The organism is Streptococcus alactolyticus, from assembly GCF_012277075.1.
GTDB classification, from domain to species: domain Bacteria; phylum Bacillota; class Bacilli; order Lactobacillales; family Streptococcaceae; genus Streptococcus; species Streptococcus alactolyticus.
On the sequence record NZ_JAAXMT010000005.1, the window covers coordinates 574545 to 600007 of the forward strand.

25 protein-coding genes and 1 riboswitch are annotated in these 25463 nt (G+C 42.3%); of the genes, 7 read left to right on the plus strand and 18 right to left on the minus strand.

All coding sequences use genetic code 11. From position 1 onward, the window contains the following. Positions 1-195: 195 nt before the first annotated feature. From nrdH to thiT, 5 genes are all read left to right on the plus strand, one after another. Positions 196-423, plus strand: coding sequence for a glutaredoxin-like protein NrdH (gene nrdH / locus HFK82_RS04695; protein WP_168260984.1), 228 nt, complete (start codon positions 196-198; stop codon positions 421-423). A gap of 72 nt (positions 424-495) precedes the next feature. Then, positions 496-2655, plus strand: a complete 2160-nt coding sequence (gene nrdE / locus HFK82_RS04700) for a class 1b ribonucleoside-diphosphate reductase subunit alpha (protein WP_154454399.1) — start codon at positions 496-498, stop codon at positions 2653-2655. A gap of 45 nt (positions 2656-2700) precedes the next feature. Beyond that, positions 2701-3663, plus strand: coding sequence for a class 1b ribonucleoside-diphosphate reductase subunit beta (gene nrdF / locus HFK82_RS04705; protein ID WP_154454400.1), 963 nt, complete (start codon positions 2701-2703; stop codon positions 3661-3663). Positions 3664-3810: 147 nt separating this feature from the next. Beyond that, the gene (locus HFK82_RS04710; protein WP_168260985.1) at positions 3811-4116 is read left to right on the plus strand and encodes a bacteriocin immunity protein; all 306 of its coding nucleotides are present in this window, start codon (positions 3811-3813) and stop codon (positions 4114-4116) included. 59 nt (positions 4117-4175) lie between these two features. Continuing rightward, positions 4176-4273, plus strand: a riboswitch (TPP riboswitch). A 71-nt stretch (positions 4274-4344) separates the two neighbouring features. Then, positions 4345-4911 carry an energy-coupled thiamine transporter ThiT gene (gene thiT / locus HFK82_RS04715; RefSeq protein ID WP_168260986.1) on the plus strand — a complete coding sequence of 189 codons (567 nt, stop codon included), beginning with the start codon at positions 4345-4347 and terminating at the stop codon, positions 4909-4911. Between the two features lie 64 nt (positions 4912-4975). On the opposite strand, the gene HFK82_RS04720 is transcribed toward thiT, so the two are convergent. From HFK82_RS04720 to HFK82_RS04800, 17 genes are all read right to left on the minus strand, one after another. Then, on the minus strand, positions 4976-5518 hold the full coding sequence (locus tag HFK82_RS04720) for an NAD(P)H-dependent oxidoreductase (RefSeq protein ID WP_154454419.1): 543 nt from the start codon (positions 5516-5518) through the stop codon (positions 4976-4978). Next, a complete protein-coding gene (locus HFK82_RS04725; protein ID WP_168260987.1) occupies positions 5502-6632 on the minus strand; it encodes an acetylornithine transaminase in 1131 nt (376 codons plus the stop codon). The genes HFK82_RS04720 and HFK82_RS04725 overlap by 17 nt, the downstream gene beginning before the upstream one ends. Positions 6633-6655: 23 nt before the next feature. Further along, positions 6656-7390: an acetylglutamate kinase gene (argB, locus tag HFK82_RS04730; protein WP_168260988.1), complete on the minus strand. Its 735-nt coding sequence runs from the start codon at positions 7388-7390 to the stop codon at positions 6656-6658. 10 nt (positions 7391-7400) lie between these two features. Continuing rightward, entirely contained in the window at positions 7401-8594 is a 1194-nt protein-coding gene (gene argJ / locus HFK82_RS04735) for a bifunctional ornithine acetyltransferase/N-acetylglutamate synthase (RefSeq protein ID WP_168260989.1), read from the minus strand. 69 nt (positions 8595-8663) lie between these two features. Continuing rightward, positions 8664-9686, minus strand: a complete 1023-nt coding sequence (gene argC, locus HFK82_RS04740) for an N-acetyl-gamma-glutamyl-phosphate reductase (protein ID WP_168260990.1) — start codon at positions 9684-9686, stop codon at positions 8664-8666. Between the two features lie 146 nt (positions 9687-9832). Beyond that, positions 9833-11026 carry a pyridoxal phosphate-dependent aminotransferase gene (locus HFK82_RS04745; protein ID WP_168260991.1) on the minus strand — a complete coding sequence of 398 codons (1194 nt, stop codon included), beginning with the start codon at positions 11024-11026 and terminating at the stop codon, positions 9833-9835. Positions 11027-11038: 12 nt separating this feature from the next. After that, positions 11039-11821 (minus strand): carbon-nitrogen family hydrolase, encoded by a 783-nt coding sequence (locus tag HFK82_RS04750; RefSeq protein WP_168260992.1) that lies wholly within the window; start codon positions 11819-11821, stop codon positions 11039-11041. Positions 11822-11971: 150 nt separating this feature from the next. Then, a complete protein-coding gene (locus HFK82_RS04755; RefSeq protein ID WP_168260993.1) occupies positions 11972-12160 on the minus strand; it encodes a peptidase in 189 nt (62 codons plus the stop codon). Between the two features lie 55 nt (positions 12161-12215). After that, positions 12216-14834 carry an alanine--tRNA ligase gene (alaS, locus tag HFK82_RS04760; RefSeq protein ID WP_168260994.1) on the minus strand — a complete coding sequence of 873 codons (2619 nt, stop codon included), beginning with the start codon at positions 14832-14834 and terminating at the stop codon, positions 12216-12218. Between the two features lie 316 nt (positions 14835-15150). Continuing rightward, positions 15151-16233 (minus strand): peptidyl-prolyl cis-trans isomerase, encoded by a 1083-nt coding sequence (locus HFK82_RS04765; protein ID WP_168260995.1) that lies wholly within the window; start codon positions 16231-16233, stop codon positions 15151-15153. A gap of 65 nt (positions 16234-16298) precedes the next feature. After that, entirely contained in the window at positions 16299-17000 is a 702-nt protein-coding gene (locus HFK82_RS04770; RefSeq protein ID WP_168260996.1) for an O-methyltransferase, read from the minus strand. A 53-nt stretch (positions 17001-17053) separates the two neighbouring features. Next, positions 17054-17665: an HAD-IA family hydrolase gene (locus tag HFK82_RS04775; RefSeq protein WP_168261029.1), complete on the minus strand. Its 612-nt coding sequence runs from the start codon at positions 17663-17665 to the stop codon at positions 17054-17056. Between the two features lie 80 nt (positions 17666-17745). Next, complete coding sequence (gene pepF, locus HFK82_RS04780) at positions 17746-19548, minus strand: oligoendopeptidase F (protein WP_168260997.1); 1803 nt, start codon at positions 19546-19548, stop codon at positions 17746-17748. Position 19549: 1 nt separating this feature from the next. Further along, a complete protein-coding gene (locus tag HFK82_RS04785; protein ID WP_168260998.1) occupies positions 19550-20509 on the minus strand; it encodes a competence protein CoiA in 960 nt (319 codons plus the stop codon). A gap of 51 nt (positions 20510-20560) precedes the next feature. Beyond that, positions 20561-21277: a pseudouridine synthase gene (locus HFK82_RS04790; RefSeq protein ID WP_154454414.1), complete on the minus strand. Its 717-nt coding sequence runs from the start codon at positions 21275-21277 to the stop codon at positions 20561-20563. Positions 21278-21323: 46 nt separating this feature from the next. Beyond that, entirely contained in the window at positions 21324-22028 is a 705-nt protein-coding gene (gene nagB, locus HFK82_RS04795; protein WP_168260999.1) for a glucosamine-6-phosphate deaminase, read from the minus strand. Between the two features lie 138 nt (positions 22029-22166). Next, positions 22167-22667 carry a VIT1/CCC1 transporter family protein gene (locus HFK82_RS04800; protein WP_206151197.1) on the minus strand — a complete coding sequence of 167 codons (501 nt, stop codon included), beginning with the start codon at positions 22665-22667 and terminating at the stop codon, positions 22167-22169. Between the two features lie 241 nt (positions 22668-22908). On the opposite strand from HFK82_RS04800, the gene queA reads away from it, so the two are divergent. After that, entirely contained in the window at positions 22909-23937 is a 1029-nt protein-coding gene (gene queA, locus HFK82_RS04805; RefSeq protein ID WP_168261001.1) for a tRNA preQ1(34) S-adenosylmethionine ribosyltransferase-isomerase QueA, read from the plus strand. A gap of 80 nt (positions 23938-24017) precedes the next feature. Here the strand turns inward: queA and HFK82_RS04810 are convergent, their stop codons facing one another. Beyond that, positions 24018-24746, minus strand: coding sequence for a YebC/PmpR family DNA-binding transcriptional regulator (locus tag HFK82_RS04810; protein WP_168261002.1), 729 nt, complete (start codon positions 24744-24746; stop codon positions 24018-24020). A gap of 215 nt (positions 24747-24961) precedes the next feature. Here HFK82_RS04810 and HFK82_RS04815 point away from each other — a divergent pair. Next, positions 24962-25463 (plus strand): transposase family protein (locus HFK82_RS04815; protein WP_168261003.1); only part of this gene is annotated, 502 nt, incomplete at its 3' end.

Genomic DNA, 25463 nt, shown 5'->3' on the forward strand with positions numbered 1-25463 from the left:
ACATATAGTGTTAGCAAGGTGTTTTCAAAACAATCCCCGTCAAGCCGCTTGGTTACTATATTTTGTGCTATTTGACCATAAAAAACACAATATATAGTATTTTTTGAAGCACTTTAGCTTGCTTTTTTCCTCTTTTTTGGGTATGCTAGATAAGTAGAACAGTACACTTAAAACATTTAGAAAGGTCGATGTCAGATGGCTAATACCATTACCATTTATTCAAAAAACAACTGCATTCAATGTAAAATGACGAAAAAACTCCTTGATAATGAGGGAGCAAACTATCAAGAAATTAATATCGACGAACGTCCTGAAATGATTGAATATGTCAAAAATCTAGGCTTTACCGCTGCTCCCGTTATTAAATCAGGAGATATCATTTTCTCTGGTTTTCAACCTGCTAAGTTAAAAGCCTTGCTTTAACTCTAACCCAAGCACAGAAAGGAAATAAAGTCTGCCTCTTCTTTTTGTTAGGTAGGCTTTTGTATCGTAATTATGAGTTTAAAAAATCTTGGCGATGTGTCTTATTTCCGCCTAAACAATGAAATTAACCGACCTATCAATGGTCAAATTCCTCTTCACAAAGATAGAGAAGCTCTCGAAGCCTTCTTTCGTGAAAATGTCATTCCAAACACCATGGCTTTTGATTCCATTACGGCTAAAATCCGCTATTTGATTGACAATGACTACATCGAAGCGGCTTTTATCGGCAAATACACACCGGAATTTATTGAGGCCTTAGCCAAAGACTTGCAAGCACAACACTTCCAATTCAAATCATTCATGGCTGCCTACAAGTTTTACCAACAATATGCCTTAAAAACCAACGATGGCACACAATACCTTGAAAGCATCGAAGACCGTGTCTTGTTTAACGCCCTTTATTTTGCAGATGGCGATGAAGCTTTAGCGCGCGATTTGGCCACAGAAATGATTCACCAACGTTACCAGCCTGCTACACCATCTTTCTTAAATGCTGGACGTAGCCGTCGCGGTGAATTTGTGTCTTGCTTTTTGATTTCGGTCACTGATGACATGAATTCCATTGGGCGTTCTATCAATTCAGCTTTGCAATTGTCACGTATCGGAGGTGGTGTGGGCATTAGCCTCTCAAACCTTCGTGAAGCTGGCGCGCCAATCAAGGGTTATGAAGGCGCAGCATCTGGAGTTGTTCCTGTCATGAAACTTTTTGAAGACAGTTTCTCTTATTCTAACCAATTGGGGCAACGTCAAGGTGCTGGTGCAGTGTATTTGGATGTCTTTCATCCAGACATCATGGCTTTTCTATCGACTAAAAAAGAAAATGCTGATGAAAAAGTGCGTGTTAAGACCCTTTCACTAGGTATCACCGTCCCTGATAAATTTTACGAATTAGCTCGTAACAACGACGATATGTACCTCTTTAGCCCTTACAGCGTTGAGCGTGAATACGGTGTGCCATATAGCTATGTGGACATTACAGCCGAATACGATAACATGGTGGCAAACCCTAATATCGTCAAAACCAAAATTAAGGCACGTGATTTGGAAACTGAAGTCTCAAAATTGCAACAAGAATCAGGCTACCCTTATGTGGTCAATATTGACACCGCTAACCGTACCAACCCAATTGACGGTAAAATCATCATGTCTAACTTGTGCTCTGAGGTCCTTCAAGTGCAAACACCAAGTGAGATTAACGATGCTCAGGAATACGTTAAAATGGGAACAGATATCTCATGTAACCTTGGGTCAACCAACGTGGTCAACATGATGACTTCACCTGATTTTGGACGCTCTATTAAGGCAATGACACGCGCCTTGACCTTCGTATCAGATACATCATCTATCGAAGCTGTTCCAACCATCAAAAACGGCAATGACCAAGCACACACCTTTGGACTTGGTGCCATGGGCTTACACACTTACCTCGCCCAACACCACATTCACTACGGTAGCCCCGAATCGATCGAATTTACCAACATCTACTTCATGTTGTTGAACTATTGGACCTTGGTCGAATCAAATAACATTGCTCGTGAACGCCAGCAAACCTTTGTCGGTTTTGACAAATCAGCTTACGCTGACGGTAGCTATTTTGATAAATACATCACAGGAAAATACGTGCCAACTTCTGACCGTGTGAAAGACTTGTTTGCAGACCACTTCATCCCTAGCGGTCAAGATTGGGCTAAACTGCGTGATGCGGTCATGGCAGATGGGCTTTACCACCAAAACCGTTTAGCCGTTGCACCAAATGGGTCTATTTCTTACATCAACGATGTGTCAGCGTCCCTTCACCCCATTACCCAACGTATCGAAGAACGCCAGGAAAAGAAAATTGGTAAAATCTACTACCCTGCTGCTGGACTTTCAACCGATACCATTCCTTATTACACATCTGCATACGATATGGATATGCGAAAAGTCATTGATGTCTATGCAGCCGCAACCGAACACGTTGACCAAGGCTTGTCATTGACCTTGTTCTTGCGCAGCGACATTCCTCAAGGACTCTATGAGTGGAAAACGCAAAGCAAGCAAACCACACGTGATTTGTCCATTTTACGCCACTATGCCTTTAACAAAGGACTCAAATCTATCTACTACATTCGTACCTTTACCGATGATGGAGACGAAGTTGGCGCTAACCAATGCGAATCATGTACGATTTAAGGCAAAAACTTAATACCCTACCTTTTGCTACACGAGGAGAATAACATGTCACAAACTTATTATAAAGCGATTAACTGGAATGAAATCGAGGACGTCATTGACAAATCCACTTGGGAAAAATTGACCGAACAATTTTGGCTAGATACCCGCATTCCTTTATCAAATGACCTTGATGACTGGCGTCAATTGTCTGAACAAGAAAAAGACTTGGTAGGCAAGGTCTTTGGAGGTCTTACCCTACTTGATACCATGCAATCTGAATCTGGAGTAGAAGCTATTCGAGCAGATGTGCGCACACCGCATGAAGAAGCTGTCCTCAACAACATTCAATTCATGGAATCTGTCCACGCCAAATCTTACTCATCGATTTTCTCAACACTCAACACCAAATCAGAAATCGAAGCCATTTTTGAGTGGACTAACAACAACGAATACTTGCAAAAGAAAGCCAAAATCATCAACGATATTTATGAAAACGGCGATGCCTTGCAAAAGAAAGTAGCCTCTACTTTTCTGGAAACATTCTTGTTTTATTCAGGATTTTTCACACCTCTTTACTACCTTGGCAATAACAAATTAGCCAATGTGGCTGAAATTATCAAACTGATTATTCGTGACGAATCTGTTCACGGTACTTATATCGGTTACAAATTCCAGCTTGGTTTCAATGAATTATCAGAAGACGAACAAGATGCTTTTCGTGAGTGGATGTATGACTTGCTCTACCAGCTCTACGAAAATGAAGAAAATTACACCAGATCCCTCTATGACGCTGTGGGATGGACAGATGAGGTCTTGACCTTCTTACGTTACAATGCCAACAAGGCCTTGATGAATCTCGGACAAGACCCACTTTTCCCTGATACTGCGGACGATGTCAATCCAATCGTCATGAACGGTATTTCAACGGGGACGTCTAACCACGATTTCTTTAGTCAAGTCGGAAATGGTTACTTGCTTGGTACCGTGGAAGCCATGCAGGATGACGACTACAACTACGGACTTTAATCCTTTTGAAAAGAGAGCAGGAAAACTGTTCTCTTTTTACTTGCTTCAAAGGCTTTGTAGCTGCTACCATCTGCAATAACGATTTCGTGATGCATTTTTACCGAAATAAGGTATAATGAACATTAGAGGGGTGGTGTTAGCTTGTTTATGAACAAACGACGCAAGAGGAAGCGCCAGATATTTTATCATCATATTGAGTTGGTTTATAATAATCCTACTCTGGTCATTAGTGAAGAGCTGCGTCAAGCCCTTTTAAACAGTGCCTCAGGACTTGAAAAGGGCGATTCCATAGCCTACTTGGCTTACCGATTGTATCCTTTTGTTTGTGATGAGATCTTACACCGAAAAGCCAATCGCAACGATGAATTGCTTGTTTTAAAGAAATATTTGGAAAGAAAGCGTTGGAGATACTACTGGGGAGTTATTTTACAAGTAGCTTTTACCAATCATTAGGCGAGGGCTGTTAAGAATGCTTGACAAGAATGGCGCTTTCATGATAGACTAAAGGCAATTGAATCACAAAGGAGTGCTTAAGGCTGAGATCGCAAATGCGAAATCCTGATCACCTGATCTCGTTAGGACGAGCGTAGGGATTGTGACATGTGTTAATAAAACTTTGTTTTGAATAACCTGTGCAATAAATCAGAAAAAAGCTCCTTTGTTGTGAAAGGAGCTTTTTTAATGTCATCCAAACGTTTTAGATTGTCTATCTTGGTCGAAACGGCTCTTGTTGCTGCTTTTGCCATGGCCTTGTCTTACATTCCTGATTTTGCTAGCTGGTTTAGTCCTTCTTTTGGTGCTATTCCCTTGGTGCTTTTTTCCCTACGACGTGGGCCAAAATACGGCATTTTAGCGGGAACCATTTGGGGCTTGCTGCACTTTATTTTGGGGAAGGTTTGGTATTTATCCGTTTCGCAAGTGGTTATTGAATACCTCTTTGCCTTTGCTTCAATGGGACTAGCAGGCTTTTTCGCGGCGCCTTTCCAAAAAGCTTTAAGACAGGAACACAAGGGACGTGCTTTGATTTATGCCAGCTTAGGAGGCTGTCTAGCTGTTTTTGTCCGCTACTTTTGGCATTTTCTTGCAGGCTTTCTTTTTTGGGGTAGCTATGCTCCCAAAGGCATGTCCCCTTATATGTACTCCCTCACCGTCAATGGCACTGCTGGCCTTTTGACGCTAGTCTTTCTTATCCTAACCTTTGCCATCATCATCCCCACCCAAGGGAAATTGTTCTTGGTTAGACATTAAACCAGCCTGAGTTCCTTGCTCAAGCTGGTTTTTCTAGTTTTTGTTAAAACTAATCGTCTAATTGTTAAATGAGGGCAATCAGTTGTTTGGCGTGGTCTTTAGATTTGGCTAGAATTTCTTGTGCCTTGTCAGCATCTTGACGTAGTGAATAAGACACATCGTGTGTGACAATGTGTCCAAGATAATTCAGCTGAGTGAGTTTTGCCGTCAAGCGAATGGGTGCTAACAAATCCTCGATGCTGGTGCCTGATTCTGCCTGATAAGCTGCCTCGCCAGCTCCAGTGGTCAAGGATGCAATCACATACTTGCCCTTTAAAGCATCCCCAGAAGCACCATGAGAAAAGCCGTGCACAAAGACCTTTTCAAGCCATTTTTGCAATAAAGACGGCACCGCATACCAATACAGTGGGTACTGAAAAACAATCACATCTACCTGACGCAATTTTTCCTGCTCGGCTGCTACATCGATTTGATAATCAGGATACAAGTCACTCAAAATATCCAATTCCACTTCTGGAAGTGCTTGTTTGACTTCAGCCAAAATGCTTTTGTTAACCAAAAAAGAGTTTCTTTTGAGAAAAATTCTTTTTCTAGTCGAAAATATCAGTAAGAATGGCAACACCTTCGTCTATTTTTTCTTTGGTCAGAGTCAATGGTGGCAAAAGGCGAATAACGTTGCTGCCTGCCGTTAAGACAATCAAACCCTGTTCACGTGCTTGGATTACCAAGTCAGTAAGATTTTCCGTTGTTTCAATCCCAATCATGCAACCCAAGCCACGAATGTCAGTCACTTTTGCATTTTCAGCTAAGGCTTTCTGCAAGGCAGTTTGTAAATACTGCCCTTTTTCAAGAACATGTGGCAAAAAGTCTTCTGCCAACATGACATCAAGAACGCTTGAGGCTGCTGCCATGACTAGTTTATTGCCTCCAAAGGTAGAACCGTGACTGCCATAAGAAAAAGCCCCCCCAAATTTCGCCTTGCCCAGCATAGCACCAACAGGAACACCATTTCCCAAACCTTTGGCGAGGGTGACAATGTCAGGTTCAATGCCATAATGTTCAAAAGCGTAAAGCTTGCCCGTACGTCCCATGCCCGTCTGAACCTCATCAACAATGAACAAGATGTCATTTTCCTGACAAAATGCGCTCAAGGCAGTGATAAAGGCAGGGTCTGCTGGACGCACGCCAGATTCTCCCTGAACCAATTCCAGCATGACGGCAGCAGTGTCGCTGGTCACCAAATCTTTCACGCTGTCCAAATCATTGTAAATGGCATAGCTAAAATGCGGCACACCATCTCCAAAGCCTGTTTTGATTTTGTCTTGGCCTGTTGCGGACATGGCGCCATAGGTCCGACCGTGAAAAGACTGCACAAAACTGATAATGCCTTGCTTGCCAGTTGCCTTACGGGCTAGTTTGATAGCAGCCTCATTGGCTTCTGCTCCGCTATTGGCAAAAAAGGCCAAATAATCCCTATCGCCAATCAACTTACTGGCGACCTCTTCTTGCAGATAGTTTTCATATAAATTAGGCGTGTGCCAAATATCTTGAGCCTGCTTGAGCAATGCCGCCTGTACAGTAGGGTGAAAACCAAGATTAGTCACACCGATTCCTGATGAAAAGTCCAAATAAGCCTTGCCCTCTTGGTCAAAGAGATAATTGTCCTTTGCCTTGACAAATTCAATCGCTGCGCGTTTGTAATTTTGAAATAGTTTCGTCATCCTTGTCCCCTCATCAATCTAACCTAGCAGACTATGGATGTGCCTGCCCGCAAATTATCGCCAATCAAAACCTCACCAACACCTGCCAGGACTGTCTTGACCGCTGATTCAATCTTTGGAATCATCCCACCTGTGATGACTCCTTTATCAATTTTTTCTTGAAAATCAGTGGATGACAAGTGATCAAGCACCGCACCATTTTCCAAAACTCCTTTGACATCTGTCATCAGCACCAATTTTTCAGCCCCAAGAGCAACGGCAATGGCTGTCGCTAGGTAATCCGCATTGATATTGAGCATCTTACCATCCTTAGAAAAACCAATAGAAGCTAGAACTGGCAACATCTGATCTGCCAACATTTGCTCCAAAATCTCTGTCTCGATGTGCGACACATTGCCCACATAACCATAAGTCGCCTTGTCCAAGAAATCTGCCTGTACCACTTTTGGCATATTTGACAAAAGTTGGACGCTATCTAGCGACGATTGGTTCAATTTTTTCACCAAATTGGCACCGACGATTTTCAACAGGGCATAGCTAACCAGTTTCATATCTGATTGTCTGGTCACGCGCAAGCCATTTTTCTTGGTAATGGGCACGTGTTCTTCTTCCATGAGTTGGTTGATGGCAAAACCGCCACCGTGGACGATAACCACTTGCTTGTTTTCAGCCTTCCACTGCTTGATTTGCTGAATGAATTCTTGTGATAGGTGCTGACTGGAAACACCTCCGATTTTAATGACAATGACATGTTCCATAAACTTCCCCTTATGTCCGATACAAAGCGTTAATTTTCACATAATCATAGGATAAATCACAACCCCAAGCCTTTCCAGTTGCCTCACCCGAATGCAAATCCACCGTGATACAAATAACCTCTTCATGCATGATGTCTTGCATTTTCTCGGCATCAAAGGCCACAGGACCTGAGCCTAGCATGACTGGCACATCTCCTAAAGTAATATCAATGTTGTCAACAGGGACATCGACCCCCGCATAACCAAGCGCTGCTAAAATACGTCCCCAATTAGGATCCTCGCCGAAAATAGCCGTTTTCACAAGACTTGAGCCCACCACACTTTTAGCCATCATTCGTGCGTCAAAGGTGTTAGGAGCGTGTTTTACCACAACTTCAATGAGTTTGCTTGCGCCTTCACCGTCCTTGGCAATTTTCTTAGCAAGTTCTTGCATCACGTAGTGGAGCATGGCCGAGAACTTCTCAAATTCGGCTGTGTCAGGCAAGATTTCGTCATTGAGCGTACAGCCATTAGCCAAGACCAAGACCATATCATTGGTTGAGGTATCACCGTCCACTGTGATTTGATTGAACGTTGTTTCCACATTTTGACTAAGCGCTAACTGCAAGGTCTCACTGGAAATATTGGCATCACACGTGATAAAGGCTAGCATAGTTGCCATATTGGGATGAATCATACCCGAGCCCTTAGCCACACCTGCCATGGTGACTTCGTCACGCCCAAATTGTTCCGTCACGGCAACAGTTTTGACGACTGTATCCGTTGTTAGAATGGCTTTTGAAAAATCATCCGCATTGCCATTGACCACCAATTTAGACAATCCTGTTTTGAGCGTGTCCATTGGCAACAAATCACCGATGACACCTGTTGAAGCTACCCCCACCAAATCAGGCTCAACCCCCAATTTATTAGCTGTCCATTGCTGCATGGTGTAGGCATCTTCCATGCCTTGCACCCCCGTACAAGAATTGGCCACACCCGAATTGACCACGATGGCTTTCATTTTTTGAGCTTTTTTCACCGATTGACGTGTCACAATCAAAGGGGCTGCAATCACTTTATTGGTCGTGTAAACACCTGCCACACTGGCTGGGACTTCTGACACAATCCACCCAAAATCCATTTTTCTTTTCTTAAACCCTGCGTGCAAGCCATCTGCCGAAAAACCAAGCGGGCTTGCAATATTGCCTTCAATCACTTTCATCCTAATCACCTAAAGCTTTAACCACAAGCACAAAGCTTCCTTTTTAAAGCTCCTAACCCTTTCTTTCTATCATAAATAACTTGGCGACACCAATAAGCCTTCGGTTTCATCCCAACCCATCATGGCATTGAGATTTTGCACTGCCTGACCAGCCGCCCCTTTCATCAGATTGTCAATCACAGACACCACCGTTAAGACATTTGTCACCTCATTGTAGAGAAAACCAATATCCGTAAAATTAGACCCAATCACATTATGCAATTCTGGTAAATCCTCTTGCACACGCACGAAAGGTTTGTCCTCGTAAGCCGCTTGATAGATGGCATCTAATTCCGCTTTGCTCAACGGTTTTTTCAACTTCACATAAGACGTCGCCATAATTCCACGATTAACAGGCAAGAGCGAGGTTGAAAATTGTATATACGGCACCTTAGGGTTGACCTCTTGCAGCATTTGCACAATTTCAGGAATATGCTGGTGGTGATTTAGCTTGTAAGTTACATAATTATCATGCACATTGACGAAATGGCTGGCTTCAGACAAGGCCTTCCCAGCACCTGTCAAACCACTTTTAGCATCAACAATAATCGCATCTTCCTCAATCACATCTGCCTTTAACAAGGGAAGCAAGGCCAGTTCTGTTGCCGTTGCATAGCAACCAGGATTTGAAACAAAACGTTTCCCCTTAAGGTCTGTCCACTCTGTCAAAGCGTAGGTAAATTGACTCAAAACAGCATCGCTTACTGGGGTTTTGTGATACCATTTTTCATAAACATCTGCAGGCAGACGATGGTCGCCAGACAAATCAATCACTGGAAAATCAGCTGCTACAAAAGGAGCTGCCAATTGACTAGCGATGCCGCTTGGAGTCGCAAAGAAAACCAAGTCAGAAACTGCCATGATAGTTTTCGCGTCAAAGGCTTCAATCACCAAATCACAAATCCCAGAAAGGTAAGGATAGATATCTGACAAGCGTCGGCTAATATCCTTGGTGGCATGAATCGAAGCAATCGTCACTTTTTTATGATTATTCAATATTTTAACCAATTCAAAACCACTGTATCCAGTGATACCAACAATCGACACTTTCATAATATACACCCCTTGAATAAATATGTGTCTATTTTATAGCATATTTATTCATAAGTCAAGTGTTTTTTTGAATAAAAATAATAAGCAGTTGATTATAAAATCAACTGCTTATTAACGAGGGAAATAATCTGATTCCCTTTGTATCGTTACAAATGGGAATTCGTCTTTTCAAACAGATGTAATTTGCCGATGCGCTCAACAGCTTCGACCAAACGTTCGGGATCAACCAATAAACCGATTCTGACATAGCTGTCACCTTGTTTCCCAAAGGCTTTTCCTGGTGCGACAGCCACGTGGGCTTCATTTAAAAGCAAGTCAGCAAACTGCTCACTGTCATAACCTTCTGGCACAGGCATCCAAGCATAGAATGACCCTTTGGAATCAAAAGCGTGCCAACCAATCTTCTCAGCGGCTTGAACAAAGGCACGACGTCGTTCATCGTAAGTCTTATTTAAGTCTGCAACGGCATCTTTCGACCGTTCATCCAAAAGTGCCACCGCACCTGCATCTTGAATCGCTGGAAAGACGCTCACAAACAAGTGGTCTTGCAACAAGTTAAGCGCCTCAATCAACTGAGCATTGCCAGCCGCAAAAGCAAGCCTCCAGCCTGCCATATTAAAGGTTTTGGAGAAAGTGTATAGTTCAATGCCGACGTCCTTAGCTCCAGGTGTGGAAAGAAAGTTTGGGTTTTCATAACCTTCTGCTCCCGAGGCACCGTAAGCAAAATCGCTGATAACACCGACATCGTAGGCTTTAGCCCAAGCCACCAATTCTTCGTAAAAGGCTGCAGTTGCCACCGCACCCGTCGGATTATTGGGGTAATTGACATAAATAAACTTAGCCCGTTTTGCTACGTCCTCAGGAATAGCTGTTAAATCAGGCAAAAAGTGATTGGCTTTGGTCAATGGAAATGTCGCATAATCAATCTGCGCCAAGGCCACACTAGACAGGTAATCAGGGTAGCCAGGGTCAGGCAGTAGCAACAAATCCCCAGGATTCATCAAAGCCAAAGGAAATTCCACCAAACCGATTTTAGCACCACCAAGCACGCAAATCTCCTTTTCGCTATTAAGATCAACCTGATAATGTTCCCGATAAAATTGACTCACTGCCTCTTTAAAATGAGCATTCCCACGAAAAGATGAATATTTATGCGACACTGGATTTTTAGCCGAAGCAATCAAGGCATCTACAATGAAATCATAGGTCGGCTGGTCCGGATTGCCTTGTCCGAGATTGATAACATCATACCCTTCAGCCTGCTTGGCATTTACCTTGGCCACCAGATTGACGAAAAATTGTTTGGGTAAATCTTGTAAAATCTGTGATTGTGAAAACATCTGCACGCCTCCTTAATGATACAACTGGGGTTTTCGATCCGCAAAAACAGGTATTTGCCCGCGTACTTTTTCCACTTCTGACCAATCCAAACAAGTGGAAAAAACACCTTCTTGGTTATCTGGCACTTGTAAAATCACTTCTCCTAAAGGATTGATAACCAAGGAGTGTCCTGAAAAGCTATCCAAATCTCCTTTGCCAACCCGATTCACAGCGACAACAAAGGCCTGATTTTCAACCGCACGCGCCCGCAATAAGATTTCCCACTGCGCCACGCGTTCTGTCGGCCACTCAGCCACCACAAACAGAACTTTGGCACCACCAGACATGAGCGTCCGAATCCATTCTGGAAACCAAATGTCATAACAAATGACACTAGCCGCCTGAATGCCATCCAAAACAAAAGTACTTGGCTGGTGCCCTGCTTGCAAAAATTGATCCTCTCCCATCAGACCAAACAAATGAATTTTATCATAGTCCACAATGACCTGTCCCGTCCGATCAAAAACATAAGTCGTGTTAAAAAAGCTATCTTTTTTCTTGGTTGCTACCGAACCTGCCACGATATTTACATGGTGTTTCTTGGCAAAGGCCCGCAAAAGAGTTTTGGTCCTTTCACCATTGTCATCTGCCAAATCAGCAAGCTGGCTCAAAGCATAACCTGTGTTCCACATTTCAGGCAGAACAATCACATCAGGTTCATCCAGCACCGCTTTTTCCAATAATGCCAATACGGTTTTTGTATTTTGCTTAGGCTGTCCTTCACGAATAGCCATCTGAATAAGTGCTACTTTCATTGTATCCTCGATTCTATATGGCAATAATCTTCTAAAATCTTAGTGCCTATTATAGCAGCATCGCCTCACATCGTAAAATAGTTATTTCAAAAGCAATCGATAGTTAAAAACTATAACCAAAAAGGAGTTCCCAATTGGAACTCCTCATGATTATTTGGACTTTTCCTTTAATAGCCTGACAAAACTGCTCAATAAACTCCCTTCAGCTAGGATTGCGATAAGATAAACCATATTAAGATGTCCGCTTACCGCCTCTTTGATAGCCATATAGATCAAAATAAGCAAGGTCAAGCCGATAAAGACAATAGCCATTTTTAAAAGTCTATTTTTGGGTGTCATCTACTTTAAAACAACTCCTTAATCTGCTAAGCTGCTGCCTAACTGATGCGGTTTGTTACACGTTTTCAGCAACTGCTGCAAGAAGGTCTGCAATCTTAGCAACGTCAGAACCACCTGCCATAGCCATGTCTGGTTTACCACCACCACGACCAGAAACAATTGGTGCCAAAGCTTTAATCAAGTTACCCGCATGAACGTCTTTTGATTTGCTTGCCACAAGGACATTGACTTTTTCGCCAATAGCTGCGGCCAATACAAGCACGTCAGAGTAATCTTTTTGTTTCCAGTTGTCTGCAAAAGTACGAAGGGCACCAGCGTCAGAAACCGTTACTTGACTTGCAATATAGCGAACGCCGTTAGCTTTTTTGACGTCTTTAAAGACATCACCAGCTTGGGCAGCTGCAGCTTTTTCTTTCAATTCCGCATTTTCTTTTTGCAATTGGTGCAATTGTTCTTGCAAGCTTGCTACTTTGTTAGTCACTTCTTTCAATTGAGGAACTTTCAAAGTTGCAGCAATAACTTTAAGGTCTTCTTCTTCTTGACGGTAAGCTTCAAAGGCTTCTTGGCTAGTCACGGCAATAATACGACGTGTTCCTGAACCAATTCCTTCTTCTTTCACAATCTTGAAGATACCAATTTCAGAAGTGTTTGACACGTGTGTTCCACCGCAAAGCTCGATTGAGTAATCACCGATGGTTACCACACGAACATTTTTACCGTATTTTTCACCAAATAGAGCCATAGCACCCATTGATTTAGCCGTATCAATATTTGTTTCAATGGTTTTAACAGGAATAGCATTCCAAATTTGTTGGTTAACTTCTTCTTCGATACGACGCAATTCTTCAGGCGTTACGGCTTCAAAGTGAGTGAAGTCAAAACGCAAGAAGCTTTCTTCATTCAATGAACCTGCTTGGGTAGCATGGTCGCCGATGATATTGTGAAGGGCTGCGTGAAGCAAGTGAGTAGCTGTGTGGTTTTTAATCACACGGTGACGGCGTTTGCTGTCGATTTCAAGCGTGTAAGTTGTGCCAACAGACAAGCTTGCCAAAACATCAACCGTATGAAGAGGTTGACCGTTTGGTGCTTTTTGCACATCCGTCACACGCGCCACAATGTCGCCTTTATCATTTTTAATAACCCCGTGGTCAGCTACTTGTCCACCCATTTCAGCGTAGAACGGTGTTTGGTCAAAGACAAGAAGGGCTTGACCTTCAGAAACCGCTTCTGTACGTTCGTTGTCCGCAATGATAACAGACAAGCTCGCATCAAGCACTTCGTCTTCATAACTAAAGACAGAAGGTTCTGTAATGCTTGAAAGGGTTTCGTTTTGCATAGCCATTGAACCACCTTTAACCACGCTAGCACGAGCACGTTCTTGTTGTTCTTTCATGGCAGCTTCAAAACCAGCATGGTCAATCTTGAAACCTTGGTCCTCTGCCAATTCTTCTGTCAATTCAACTGGGAAACCGTAAGTATCATACAATTTGAAGATGTCTTTTCCGTCAACGGTATCTTTGCCTTCTGCTTTCAATTCAGCCAACAATCCATCTAGCATATTTGAACCAGCATCAATGGTACGAGCAAAGGTTTCTTCTTCGTGTTTAACGATTTTTTCAATGAAATCTTGTTTTTCAAGGATTTCTGGGTAATAAGATTCCATGATTTGACCAACGGTTGGAACCAATTGGTACAAGAATGGTTTGTTGATGCCCAAGCGACGACCATGCATAACAGCACGACGAAGCAAGCGACGAAGCACGTAACCACGGCCTTCGTTACCAGGAAGAGCACCATCACCGATGGCAAATGAAAGCGAACGGATATGGTCAGCAATGACTTTGAAGCTCATGTTGTCGCCATCTGGATCGTAGGTTTTACCAGATAATTTTTCAATGTCACGAATGATTGGCATAAAGAGGTCTGTTTCAAAGTTTGTTTTAGCCCCTTGCATAACTGCAACCAAACGTTCCAAACCAGCACCCGTATCAATGTTTTTATGCGGCAATTCCTTGTATTCTGAACGCGGAACAGCAGGATCAGCGTTGAATTGTGACAAAACGATGTTCCAAATTTCGATGTAGCGGTCGTTTTCAATGTCTTCAGCCAATAATTTGATACCAAGGTGGTCAGGGTCAAAGTCTTCCCCACGGTCAAAGAAGATTTCGGTATCTGGTCCTGAAGGTCCAGCACCAATCTCCCAGAAGTTATCTTCAATCGGAATCAAGTGACTTGGCTCAACACCAAGAGAAATCCAACGATTGTAAGTGTCTTTATCATCTGGGTAGTAAGTCATGTAAAGTTTGTCTTGTGGGAAATCAAACCACTCAGGACTTGTCAACAATTCAAATCCCCAAGTGATGGCTTCATCACGGAAGTAATCCCCCACAGAGAAATTCCCCAACATTTCAAACATCGTATGGTGACGGGCTGTCTTACCAACATTTTCAATATCATTTGTACGAATAGCTTTTTGGGCATTGGTAATACGTGGGTTTTCTGGGACAACTGTACCGTCAAAGTATTTTTTCAGTGTTGCCACACCTGAGTTAATCCATAACAAGGTTGGGTCATTAACAGGAACCAAGTTAGCTGATGGTTCTACTGAGTGACCTTTTGATTTCCAAAAATCCAACCACATTTGACGCACTTGTGCACTAGTTAATTGTTTCATTACGTGTATCCTTTATCTCTATTTGATGGCATGTGACGTTTGCACATGCTCACAAAAAAACGACAAGCCATATCCAGAGGGCGACACTAGCCGCGGTACCACCTCTATTCAATGAACTTGTCATTCTTCATTTACGTTTTTAATTGTTTAGTAGGCTATCTCAAGACAATTCAGACTTGATAACCTAACGGCAATCGAGTAGCACGATTTACCCTCTTCCATGGTTCGCAGCAGCCACCACTTTTCTGTATCCGAAAGATAAAACGATTCTCAATCCCCTTAATTGTACTGTAATTTTAACGTCTGGTCAAGTTTGTTACTCATTAGAGCTTGACTCAGTTGTTGACGCTTCTTCGCTTGCTGATGTTGCTTCAGATGAACTTGATTCAGATTCAGATGAGCTAGACTCTGAAGAACTGTCTGATGAGCTTGATGATTTAGAAGAGCTTGATGATGAGCTTGTAGCATATTGTGATAAGATGCTTGCAAAGCTGTTGTCTTTAATCTTAACGTTAGCTTTTTCAAGTGTATCTGCAATCACTTGGTTTTGGAAGTTTGTATCATTTTGGTATTGTGCCATAATGATTTTCTTCAACTCTTTCTTATAAGTCTTCCAGTTTGAATCTTTTTCTGTTTTCTTAGTTGTTTTAACGATGTAGTATTTGTATGAATAAGTTGAGGTATCCATAACTTTAATTACATCAGAAACAGAACCTTCGTCTTGGTTAAAGGCAGCTTCCATAACGCTTTCTGGCAAATCAGTGCTTGCTGAATTGAATGTGTATTCTGTTTTCTTCGCAGTTGTGTTATCTTTTGCGATAGTATCAAAATCAGCACCGTCAGCTGTTGCTTGGTCATGAACAGAATTAGCTTTTTCTTCATCATCCAAAGCAATCACAACAGCTGTTGTGTCTGGTTGGTAGTCTTTGTAAGCTTCTTCGTAGTTTTTAGTAGTCAATTCTTTCTTAGCCGCTTGTTTAACAGCATATTCCACAAGCATTGATGTGCGGATTTGTTGTTTGTAAGTGTCGGCAGTCAAACCAGCATTAGCCAATGCACTGGAGAATGATGAACCGTATGACTCTGCTGTTTTGTCGTAAGCTTTATCCACATCTTCACTTGATACTTTATCACCGTATTGTTCTTCGAACACGCGTGACAAAATCAAGTTCAACATAGTTTGTTTTGAAGACGAGCTATCTTTTGCAGCATTGTAAAAATCAGATACAGTAATAGTATCGCCTTTCATAGTAACCAATGCTTTATTTTCTGAGTTATTATTTGTTGCAAGGTAAGTAATACCAGCACCGATTAACGCTGACGCTACCGCAATTGAAATCCCTTTGAAAGCTGTGCTTTGAATCACTTTCTTGAACCCTGAATTTTCATTATTAGCCATTACTAAACTCCTTAATTTGTCGTTAACTCTATCAGTATATCATAATATCTTAAATCTTGCTTAATCTATAGCGTGACATCTTCTGCATTTTTGCGAATCATCAACAAGCCATCGCTCAGTGGGACAAGCGTAGCCGTCAAATCTGGATTGTCCAATGTTGCGTCAAACAAACGCTGCAAGCCGCGGTAAATAGTACGTTGTCCACGGCGAACCTCTTCAATTGGCTTAACAATGTCACCGCCTTGGAACACATCATCAAAGACAACAACCCCACCGACTTTCAAGTGTTCCAAAACTTCTGGTAAAAAGACAATGTATTTTGACTTGGCAGAATCCATAAAGACAAAGTCAAATTCTCCCTCAATGCTTGACAAGGTATCTACGGCATCGCCCTCAACCAAGGTGATTTGATGACGTTTGTCGTATTTGGCAAAATTGTCCTTAGCAAAGGCAATCATCTCAGGATTACGGTCCAACGTCGTAATCTTAGCGCCTGGCGCATTTTCAGCCATCAAAAGCGTTGAAAAACCGATAGCCGTTCCGATTTCCAAAATATTTTTGGGCTGCAAGGTCTGCATCAAAAAACGGAAATAAGCCACAACTTCGTGCTGAATAATAGGAATATTTTCGCGATGTGCAAAATCGGCCAGTTCTGCGAGATAGCCCTCATTTGGCTTTTGTTGATTGCGCATATAACGCACAACGTCCTCTTTCACCACAGGACGGCGCATATTGTGATTTGCTGTTTTTGAATATGATTTAACCATAACTGTTATTATATAGCAAAACGCGGCCGATGTGAATAGATTTACCTCGATTTTTATACTTCAAACAAACGGATAATATCTGATAAATCCTCGATATGCTGGTTATTGGCTAAAAACGGTTGCCCAAGGTTAAGAGATGGAATGCCTACGTTTTCTGCAGCCTCAACGTCTAAACGACGGTCGCCAACATAATAAGTTCTTGCCTTATCCAAATGGTACTTGTCTATCCCATAATCAATGACTTCTGGACTAGGTTTTCTAGCAAAGCCATTGGCAGAAGTCACCACTTCGATGATGTATTGACGGACCCCAAAACGTTCCAAGACATCATTTACCGTAATGCCCTTATGCGTATAGACAAAATGGTTGATTCCTTTTGCCTTAGTAGCAGCCAAAACCTCCACCAAATGTGGCATAGATTTAATCTTATCGTCACGCGCCTCCTGCTCTTTTTTGAAAAAAGCTGACAAGGCCGCAAAATCCATATGGTGCTCTTTTGCCACTTGATAGAGCAGGGCCTTGACGGATTCTTTGATGATAAATGCCATCACCCATTCTTCATCAAAATCCAAGCCATAATGGGCATAAGTCGCCTGCAAAGCTTCACCAATTGCCTCGTAAGAATCCACCAAGGTGCCGTCAAAATCCCAAATCAATGCTGTCACGTTCATTATCCAATCTCTTCACAAATTGCTTTTATTATAACACAAAACGAGGTTAGCCTAAGCCAACCTCATAACTCTTTTTAGAGATGTGCCCCTTTTTCAACCAAGGCTTCCAATTCATTCAAACGTTTTTCAAAAATCTTGAAGGCAGCATCAAGGTAATCACGACTGGTCATGTCCACACCTGCTTTAGCAATCACATTCAGTGGATAATCAGAACTACCTTCCTTGAGATAGTCAAGATAACGGTCAATGTCTGCCTGAGTGCCATGCACCACTTTATCTGCTAAATAGCTTGCTGCCGCAAAACCTGTTGCGTATTGGTAAACGTAGTAATTGTAGTAAAAATGCGGAATCCGTGCCCATTCGTATTGGATTTCAGGATTGTCCTCTTTGCTAAGGCCATAGTATTTCTCGTTTAATTCCGCATAGAGTTGGTTGAGGTAGTCACTTGTCAAGACGTCACCTGCTTGATCTGCCTTATGAATGCTGTCCTCAAATTCAGCGAACTGCGTTTGACGGAAAATAGTGCCCTTAAAACCATCCAAATAATGATTCAAAATGGCAAAACGTGCCTTGTCGTCTGTCACTTCTTTTAACAAGGTTTCTGTCAGGATATTTTCATTGGTTGTTGATGCAATTTCCGCCAAGAAAATGCTGTAATCCCCATAAACATAAGGTTGGTTTTCGCGTGTGAAAGTCGAATGTAAACTGTGCCCTGTTTCGTGAACGAGGGTAAAGAGATTGTCCAAGGTGTCTTGCCAGTTCAAAAGCATGAAGGCATTGGTGTCATAAGACCCACCTGAATAAGCCCCTGAGCGTTTGCCTTTATTAACATGCACATCAATCCAACGTTCCGTGAAGGCACGGTGTACACGCGCAGCGTAATCTTCACCAAAAACAGCCAAAACCTCCTCAGCCTTCTTCAAAGCCTCCTCATAAGTAAAACTCATGTCCATTTCAGAAAGAGGCGTATGCAAGTCATACATTTTCAAATCATCTAATTTGAGGATTTTTTTGCGCAAGGCGACATAACGGTGTAACAGTGGCAAGTAATCATTGACCGTTTCCACCAAGGTATCATATACCGATTCTGGAATATCATTAGCCGCAAGAGCTGCCTCACGAGCTGATTGGAAATGGTGAACGCGTGCATCATAGTTGTGCACTTTGACATTGGTCTGCAAGGTTTTCGCGTAAGTGTGCTGGAATTGTTCGTAGGTTGCATACATGGCTTGGTAAGCTTCTTTGCGAACTTCACGATTTTTAGACTCCAACAAACTGATAAAATTGCCGTGGGTCAACTGCACTTGATTGCCTTCATCATCTGAAACGATAGGGAAAACCATATCGGCATTATCCAAAATACCAAAGGTTTCACCCGCAGCCCCAAAAATTTCTTGAGCGCCAGCCAACAATTCCTCCTCAGCTTGTGATAGGACGTGTGGTTGACGTTTAAACAATTGCTCGAAGAAATGCGCGTAAGCTGATAAGGCTGGCGTTTCTGCCACAAAATCCGCAAAAGTTGCCTGCGACAACTGCAACAACTCAGGCTCATAAAAGGCAAAAACTTCGCTAAATTTGGCATAAAGGGCTGTGGCTTTAGCTTGGTATTCTTGGTATTTTGCAACTGTTGTGTCTTGGTCATTTTTCATTGACGCATACACATAAACCTTCTCCAAACGGCGCGACAAGTCCAAATATTGCTCCGTGATGCTTAGCAAATTTTGGCTAGATTCAACCAAGTGTCCCTTACATTTTTTGGCTTCATCCAAGTCTGACGCGATAGCTGCCAATTCTCGCTCCCAAGCTTCATCAGTCGCAAACACGGTACGCAAATCCCATTGGTATTTTTCATCAATATGACGACGATTATCTGACATCTTATTCTCCTTTTTGCTCTTTACCTACCATTTTATCATAATAGGCTGGTGGATAAAGCCATTGACGTTCTTTTTCCGACTGATTTTGGTAATAACGGCTAAATTGCTCATAAAAGACAGATAAATCCTGCCTAATCTGGCAAAAACCTTCTTTCGCTGTTAAGGGGCGAACCTGGGGGTAATAAGCAGACAAGGGCAGGCTCAACAAATTAGTTCCTTTCAAATAGGCCTGTTCCTGCCTTTGCAGCCATTTGCTCTGACGCGCCAGCAATTGCCTTTGAATATAGGTCAGTAACTGCGGGTCTTGCTCGACGCTGTAACAAGATAAGGCTTGTCTTTGGTAGGGCAAACGCAAAAAAGCCATCACATCATCTGAAAACGCACATGTCCTAGTCTTATAATGCAACTTGCCATGCCAATCTTCATAAATCAAATAGTGCAACCGAATAACTTCCTGTGTGGCATCCAGCTCCCACAAATGAAACCCCATGTTTTGTGAAAAATACAAAAAGTGCCGCTGCAAAGAAGACAAGCGTTCACCCAACCACAACTTTTTACCCAAGAGCCAAAGCACTTGAAAACCGTGCTCTTGATAAGCCCGCGTGCGATCAAACAAACGCTTCTGCGACAAGCGAGAACATTGCACTTCCAAGGCCAAATGACCATTAACCATGACATCTGCTACTTGTTGTAACTCTGGCAGAACTTGCTCTACCACGACGTCATCTGTTCGCGTAATAGCACGGTAGAGAGCTGCTTTCAACTGCAGGTGTTCGCTACTTTCATTTTCATGGTAAAAGTCGCATTGCTCCAAAGACACATGGGCAAAATGCGGGCGCAAAACCATGCCATTTTTCAAATGCAAAGCAGCATAACAGGCAGGGTACCTAAAGGCTTGTTTGTCTGGAATGCCGTCCAATACCGACACCAATTGCCCCTTTTCATCGAGTGCTGATAACATAAACACACCTCCTACCGCTTTATTCGAAAAAATCCTGAAAACCATTGGAGGCTAATCCAAATAGGTTTTCAAGATTTCTTTTTCTGATACTGTCAATTCACGGTAGCGACCCTTGGGCAAATCACCTAATTGAAAATCGCCAAAAGTTAGGCGTTTCAGGTAAATCACCTTCACACCGTAAGCCAAAAACATCTTTTTAATTTGGTGAAATTTACCTTCGGAAATGGTAATGTAGGCCGAACTTTTATCTGAACTCGTCATGATCAGTTCAAGCCTAGCAGGCTTACAAACCGTACCGTCCGCAAAAGTTACCCTATTTGCAAAAAAGTCAGGAGCATCCTCCGCCAATAGGGCATTCACTTCAACATAATAAGTCTTTGTAACATGATGCTTGGGGTGCAGGAGGCGATAGCCCAAGGGACCATTATTGGTTATCAAGAGAAGGCCTTCTGTGTCGCGGTCCAAACGCCCAACAGGATAAAGCCCAGAAACGCGGTCCCCTTGCTTTATCAAATCAATTACCGTCTGATGTTCCTTATCCGACACCGCAGAAACGACTCCTGTTGGCTTATGAAGGAGAAAATACTTCTCAGATGACGCGGTCACGGATTTACCTGATACCGTAATGGCTTGTAGACTTGGTTCGACATTGAGATTATCCGACTCAGCCAAACGCCCGTCCACATAAACCTGACGGCTACGGATCAATTTTTTCACCTGATTTCGCGAGCCAAAGCCCGCCTGTCCTAATAATTTATCTAAACGCATAGGACTATTGTATCATGACTCAAGCAAGATCTTGCCAAAAATAAACTTAATCCAATGCGCTGGCAGCAGCTTCGTCCACAATAACCACTACGTTAGGGTGTTTTTGAAGAACGCTGGCTGGTAAGTCTTCTGTCACAGGTCCTTCGATCATTTGTTTAATAGCATCAGCTTTGCCTTGACCATAAGCCATTAAGACAATCATTTTAGATTGCATGATGGATTGAATTCCCATTGAAATGGCTTGTTTTGGCACATCGTCAATGCTATCAAAGAAACGGCTATTTACTTTAATTGTATCTTCTGCCAAATTAACAACATGTGTCGTCACATCAAATGACGTTCCAGGTTCATTAAAACCAATATGCCCATTGTGACCAATCCCTAAAATTTGAAAATCGATAGGGTGTTCTGCAATCACTTGATCATAACGACGTGTTTCTTCTTGTAAATCACTTGCCAACCCGTTTGGAAGGAAACTTTCTTTAAAGGATTTGGCCCGGAAAAGATTTTCCTGCATGAAGTAATGGTAACTTTGGTCATTATCAGCTGCCAAGCCCACATACTCATCCAAATTGACACTGGTCATGTCTGAAAAATCAAGATCACTCTTTCTGATCTCATCGTAAAAAGCAAGTGGCGTGCTACCTGTTGCCAAGCCCAATGTCTTAGCACCTTTAGCCATTTCATCTTTTAAGAGTGAGAATGCCACTTGACCGCCTTCTATTTGATTTTGTACACGAATGATTCTCATTGTAACGCCTCCTTGTTTGGTATAGACCGTTTATCTATTTTTATTATATGGTATATACCAATCTTTGTCAAGAAAATTTTTGAAACAAAAAAAGTCTGAGAGCCAAACTCTCAAACTTCGATATTTTCTTTTTAAAATCTAGATAGTACCTGCGATATGACCAAGCACTTCTCCGACATAGTAAGCAAAAAGAGCTGCCACCAGACCGATAAACAAGGTTCTGAAGATTTCTTTTGCCTTGTTTTCACCTGCAATTAAGCCTTTAACCAAACCTAACAAAAAGAGGGCAAAAGATACAAACAAGCAGGCCAACAAGAAGGTATGGGCTTTAAAGACCGTCGATACTCCCATGAAAATGTAAGATAATAAAGGAATCAAGCCAAAAATGATGAAAGAAGCAAAGGTTGCTAAGGCATTCTTGATAGACTTATCTTTGATGTTAGACTCTTCTGTTGTCGAACTCAAATAATCCCCAGCTGCCATAGAGAAACCATCTGCCAAGAGATTAGAAAAACCTAAAATCAAGATAGATTCAACTCCTAAGTTACCCCCGACAGCACCAGCTACTACGGCAAACGTGGTTACAATCCCATCCATCCCACCATAGACAATCGACTTCGCATAATTCTTAATAGCCAATTTCATCACCTCCCCCGTGTTTATGGTACGATGACTGCTTACATCAAGTCCCTTATCATAAAAAATATTTATAATAATTCTAAATAAACTTCGCTTTTATTATAGCACTTTTTTAGAATGGTTACAATAAAAGAGAGATATTCTCTTTTTTATAGCTAGTATAGAGAAGTGTGAGATGACGGCAAGGCATTTGCGTGTTATAATGTAGAATTGATAAACTATAAGAATTAAGGATAATAACATGAACATCAAAGATTTTGATTTTGATTTGCCTGAGGAATTGATTGCACAAACCCCTCTTGAAAAACGTGATAGCTCTAAATTGTTGGTTATTGACCGTAAAACCCATGACATGGTAGACACGCATTTTGACCACATTTTGGACGAATTGAACCCTGGCGATGCCCTCGTGATGAACAACACACGTGTTTTGCCTGCTCGCTTGTACGGTGAAAAACCTGACACGCACGGTCACGTGGAATTATTGCTTTTGAAAAATACACAAGGCGACCAGTGGGAAGTGCTGGCTAAACCTGCCAAACGCTTGCGCGTGGGGGCTAAAGTGTCCTTTGGTGATGGGCGTTTGACTGCTACGGTCAAGGAAGAGTTGGACCATGGCGGACGCATTGTAGAATTTGACTACGATGGGATTTTCCTTGAAGTGCTCGAAAGTCTTGGTGAAATGCCCTTGCCACCTTATATCCATGAAAAGCTAGATGACCCTGAGCGCTACCAAACTGTCTATGCTAAGGAAAATGGCTCTGCAGCTGCACCAACAGCTGGACTGCATTTTACGCAAGATTTGTTGGAAAAAATTGAGGCCAAAGGCGTCAAATTGGTTTACCTAACGCTCCACGTTGGTTTGGGAACTTTCCGCCCTGTTTCTGTGGATAATATTGACGAACACGAAATGCATTCTGAATTTTACACCCTTTCTGAAGAAGCCGCTCAAACCTTGCGCGACGTCAAGGCTGCTGGCGGTCGCGTGGTAGCCGTCGGAACAACTTCTATCCGCACCCTTGAAACCATCGGTTCCAAATTTAACGGTGAGATTAAAGCAGATAGCGGTTGGACCAACATTTTCATCAAACCTGGTTATGACTTTAAGGTTGTTGATGCCTTTTCAACCAACTTCCACTTGCCAAAATCAACCCTCGTAATGCTCGTATCTGCCTTTGCAGGACGTGAATTTGTGCTTGAAGCCTATCAACACGCCATTGACCAACACTACCGTTTCTTTAGTTTTGGCGATGCCATGTTCGTGAAATAACAAGAAAAAACTCCTTATCCACAAGCGCAAAGCTTGGTGGGTAGGGAGTTTTTGTGTGGGGTGAGTATTATGCTATTGTCTTAATCCTCTGCCATGTTGGTGTAAACGTCTTGAACATCGTCATCGTCTTCTAATTTATCAACGAGTTTTTCCAAGATAGCTGCTTGTTCTTCATCAAGACTGACATAGTTTTGCGGAATCATGCTCAATTGGGCGTGGGCAAAGGTAAGGTTTTGAGCTTGCAAGGCTTCTTTCACTTCAGGAAAAGCTTTGGGTTCTGTCAAAATTTCAAACACGTCATCTGTTGTTTTCAGATCATCAGCCCCAGCTTCTAAAATCATTCCCAGCATATCATCTTCACTGAGATCTAAGCCTTCACGTTCGATCACCAAATGCCCCTTGCGGTCAAACATATAAGCCACTGAACCTGTTGAGCCCATATTACCTCCATTGCGGGTAAAAATAGTATGTAGGTTGGCATCCGTACGTTTTTTGTTGTCTGTTAACGTGTGTACTAAAATCGCTACACCGCCAGGACCATAGCCCTCATAAGTAATCTCGTCATAGTTTGTTGTGTCCCCAACATCAGTTGCCTTTTTAATGGCACGATTGATGTTATCTTTTGGCATATTCGCCGCACGCGCCTTGTCTAATACCATGCGAAGGCTGGCATTCATGGCTGGATCGTCCCCACCAGCTTTAGCTGTTACAAAAATTTCACGGGACAATTTATTAAAAACAGCCCCTCGTTTAGCATCTGCTTCGCCTTTTTTGTTTTTGATTTTGCTCCATTTGTTATGTCCAGACATACAAAATCCTCCTTACGTCTGTGTATTATATCACAAATTCCACGAACATAAAAAACAAAGCCACATCAGCATAACCTGACATGGCTTTTTCGGCTCTATAATTTCTGTAGTGGGTAACACCCAGTCAGAAGTTATGGAGCCTTTTCGTGCATAGAAAAAAAGCCCCATATGACTTATAATGAAAAGCGACGAAACTACTCATTAGAAAGAATCATATGGAACACTTCAATACTATCACAAAACTACTCGGAATGAAAGACCAAAATATCACAATCAACGATATTGTAGACTGTCAAACACACAAGGAAATTATAGCTTCTCTTGATTACGATGCACCTGGTTGTTCGCATTGTAGGGGAAAGATGACTAAATACGACTTCCAGAAAGCCTCTAAAATCCCTTATCTGGACTGTGTCGGCTTCAAGTGTCGAATCTTTCTTAAGAAGCGTCGCTTTCGCTGTTCAAACTGTCGAAAGATGCAAGTCGCTGAGACTTCTCTCGTCAAGAAGAATCATCAAATCCCGACGATCCTCAATCAAAAAATCGCTCAAAAACTCATCGAAAAGACCTCCATGACAAAAATAGCTGAGGAGCTATCGGTGTCAACCTCAACTGTCATCCGTATGCTCAATGAGTTTCAGTTTAAAACCAACTTGAATCACCTGCCTACTGTCATGAGCTGGGATGAGTATAGTTTTAAGAAAGGGAAAATGAGCT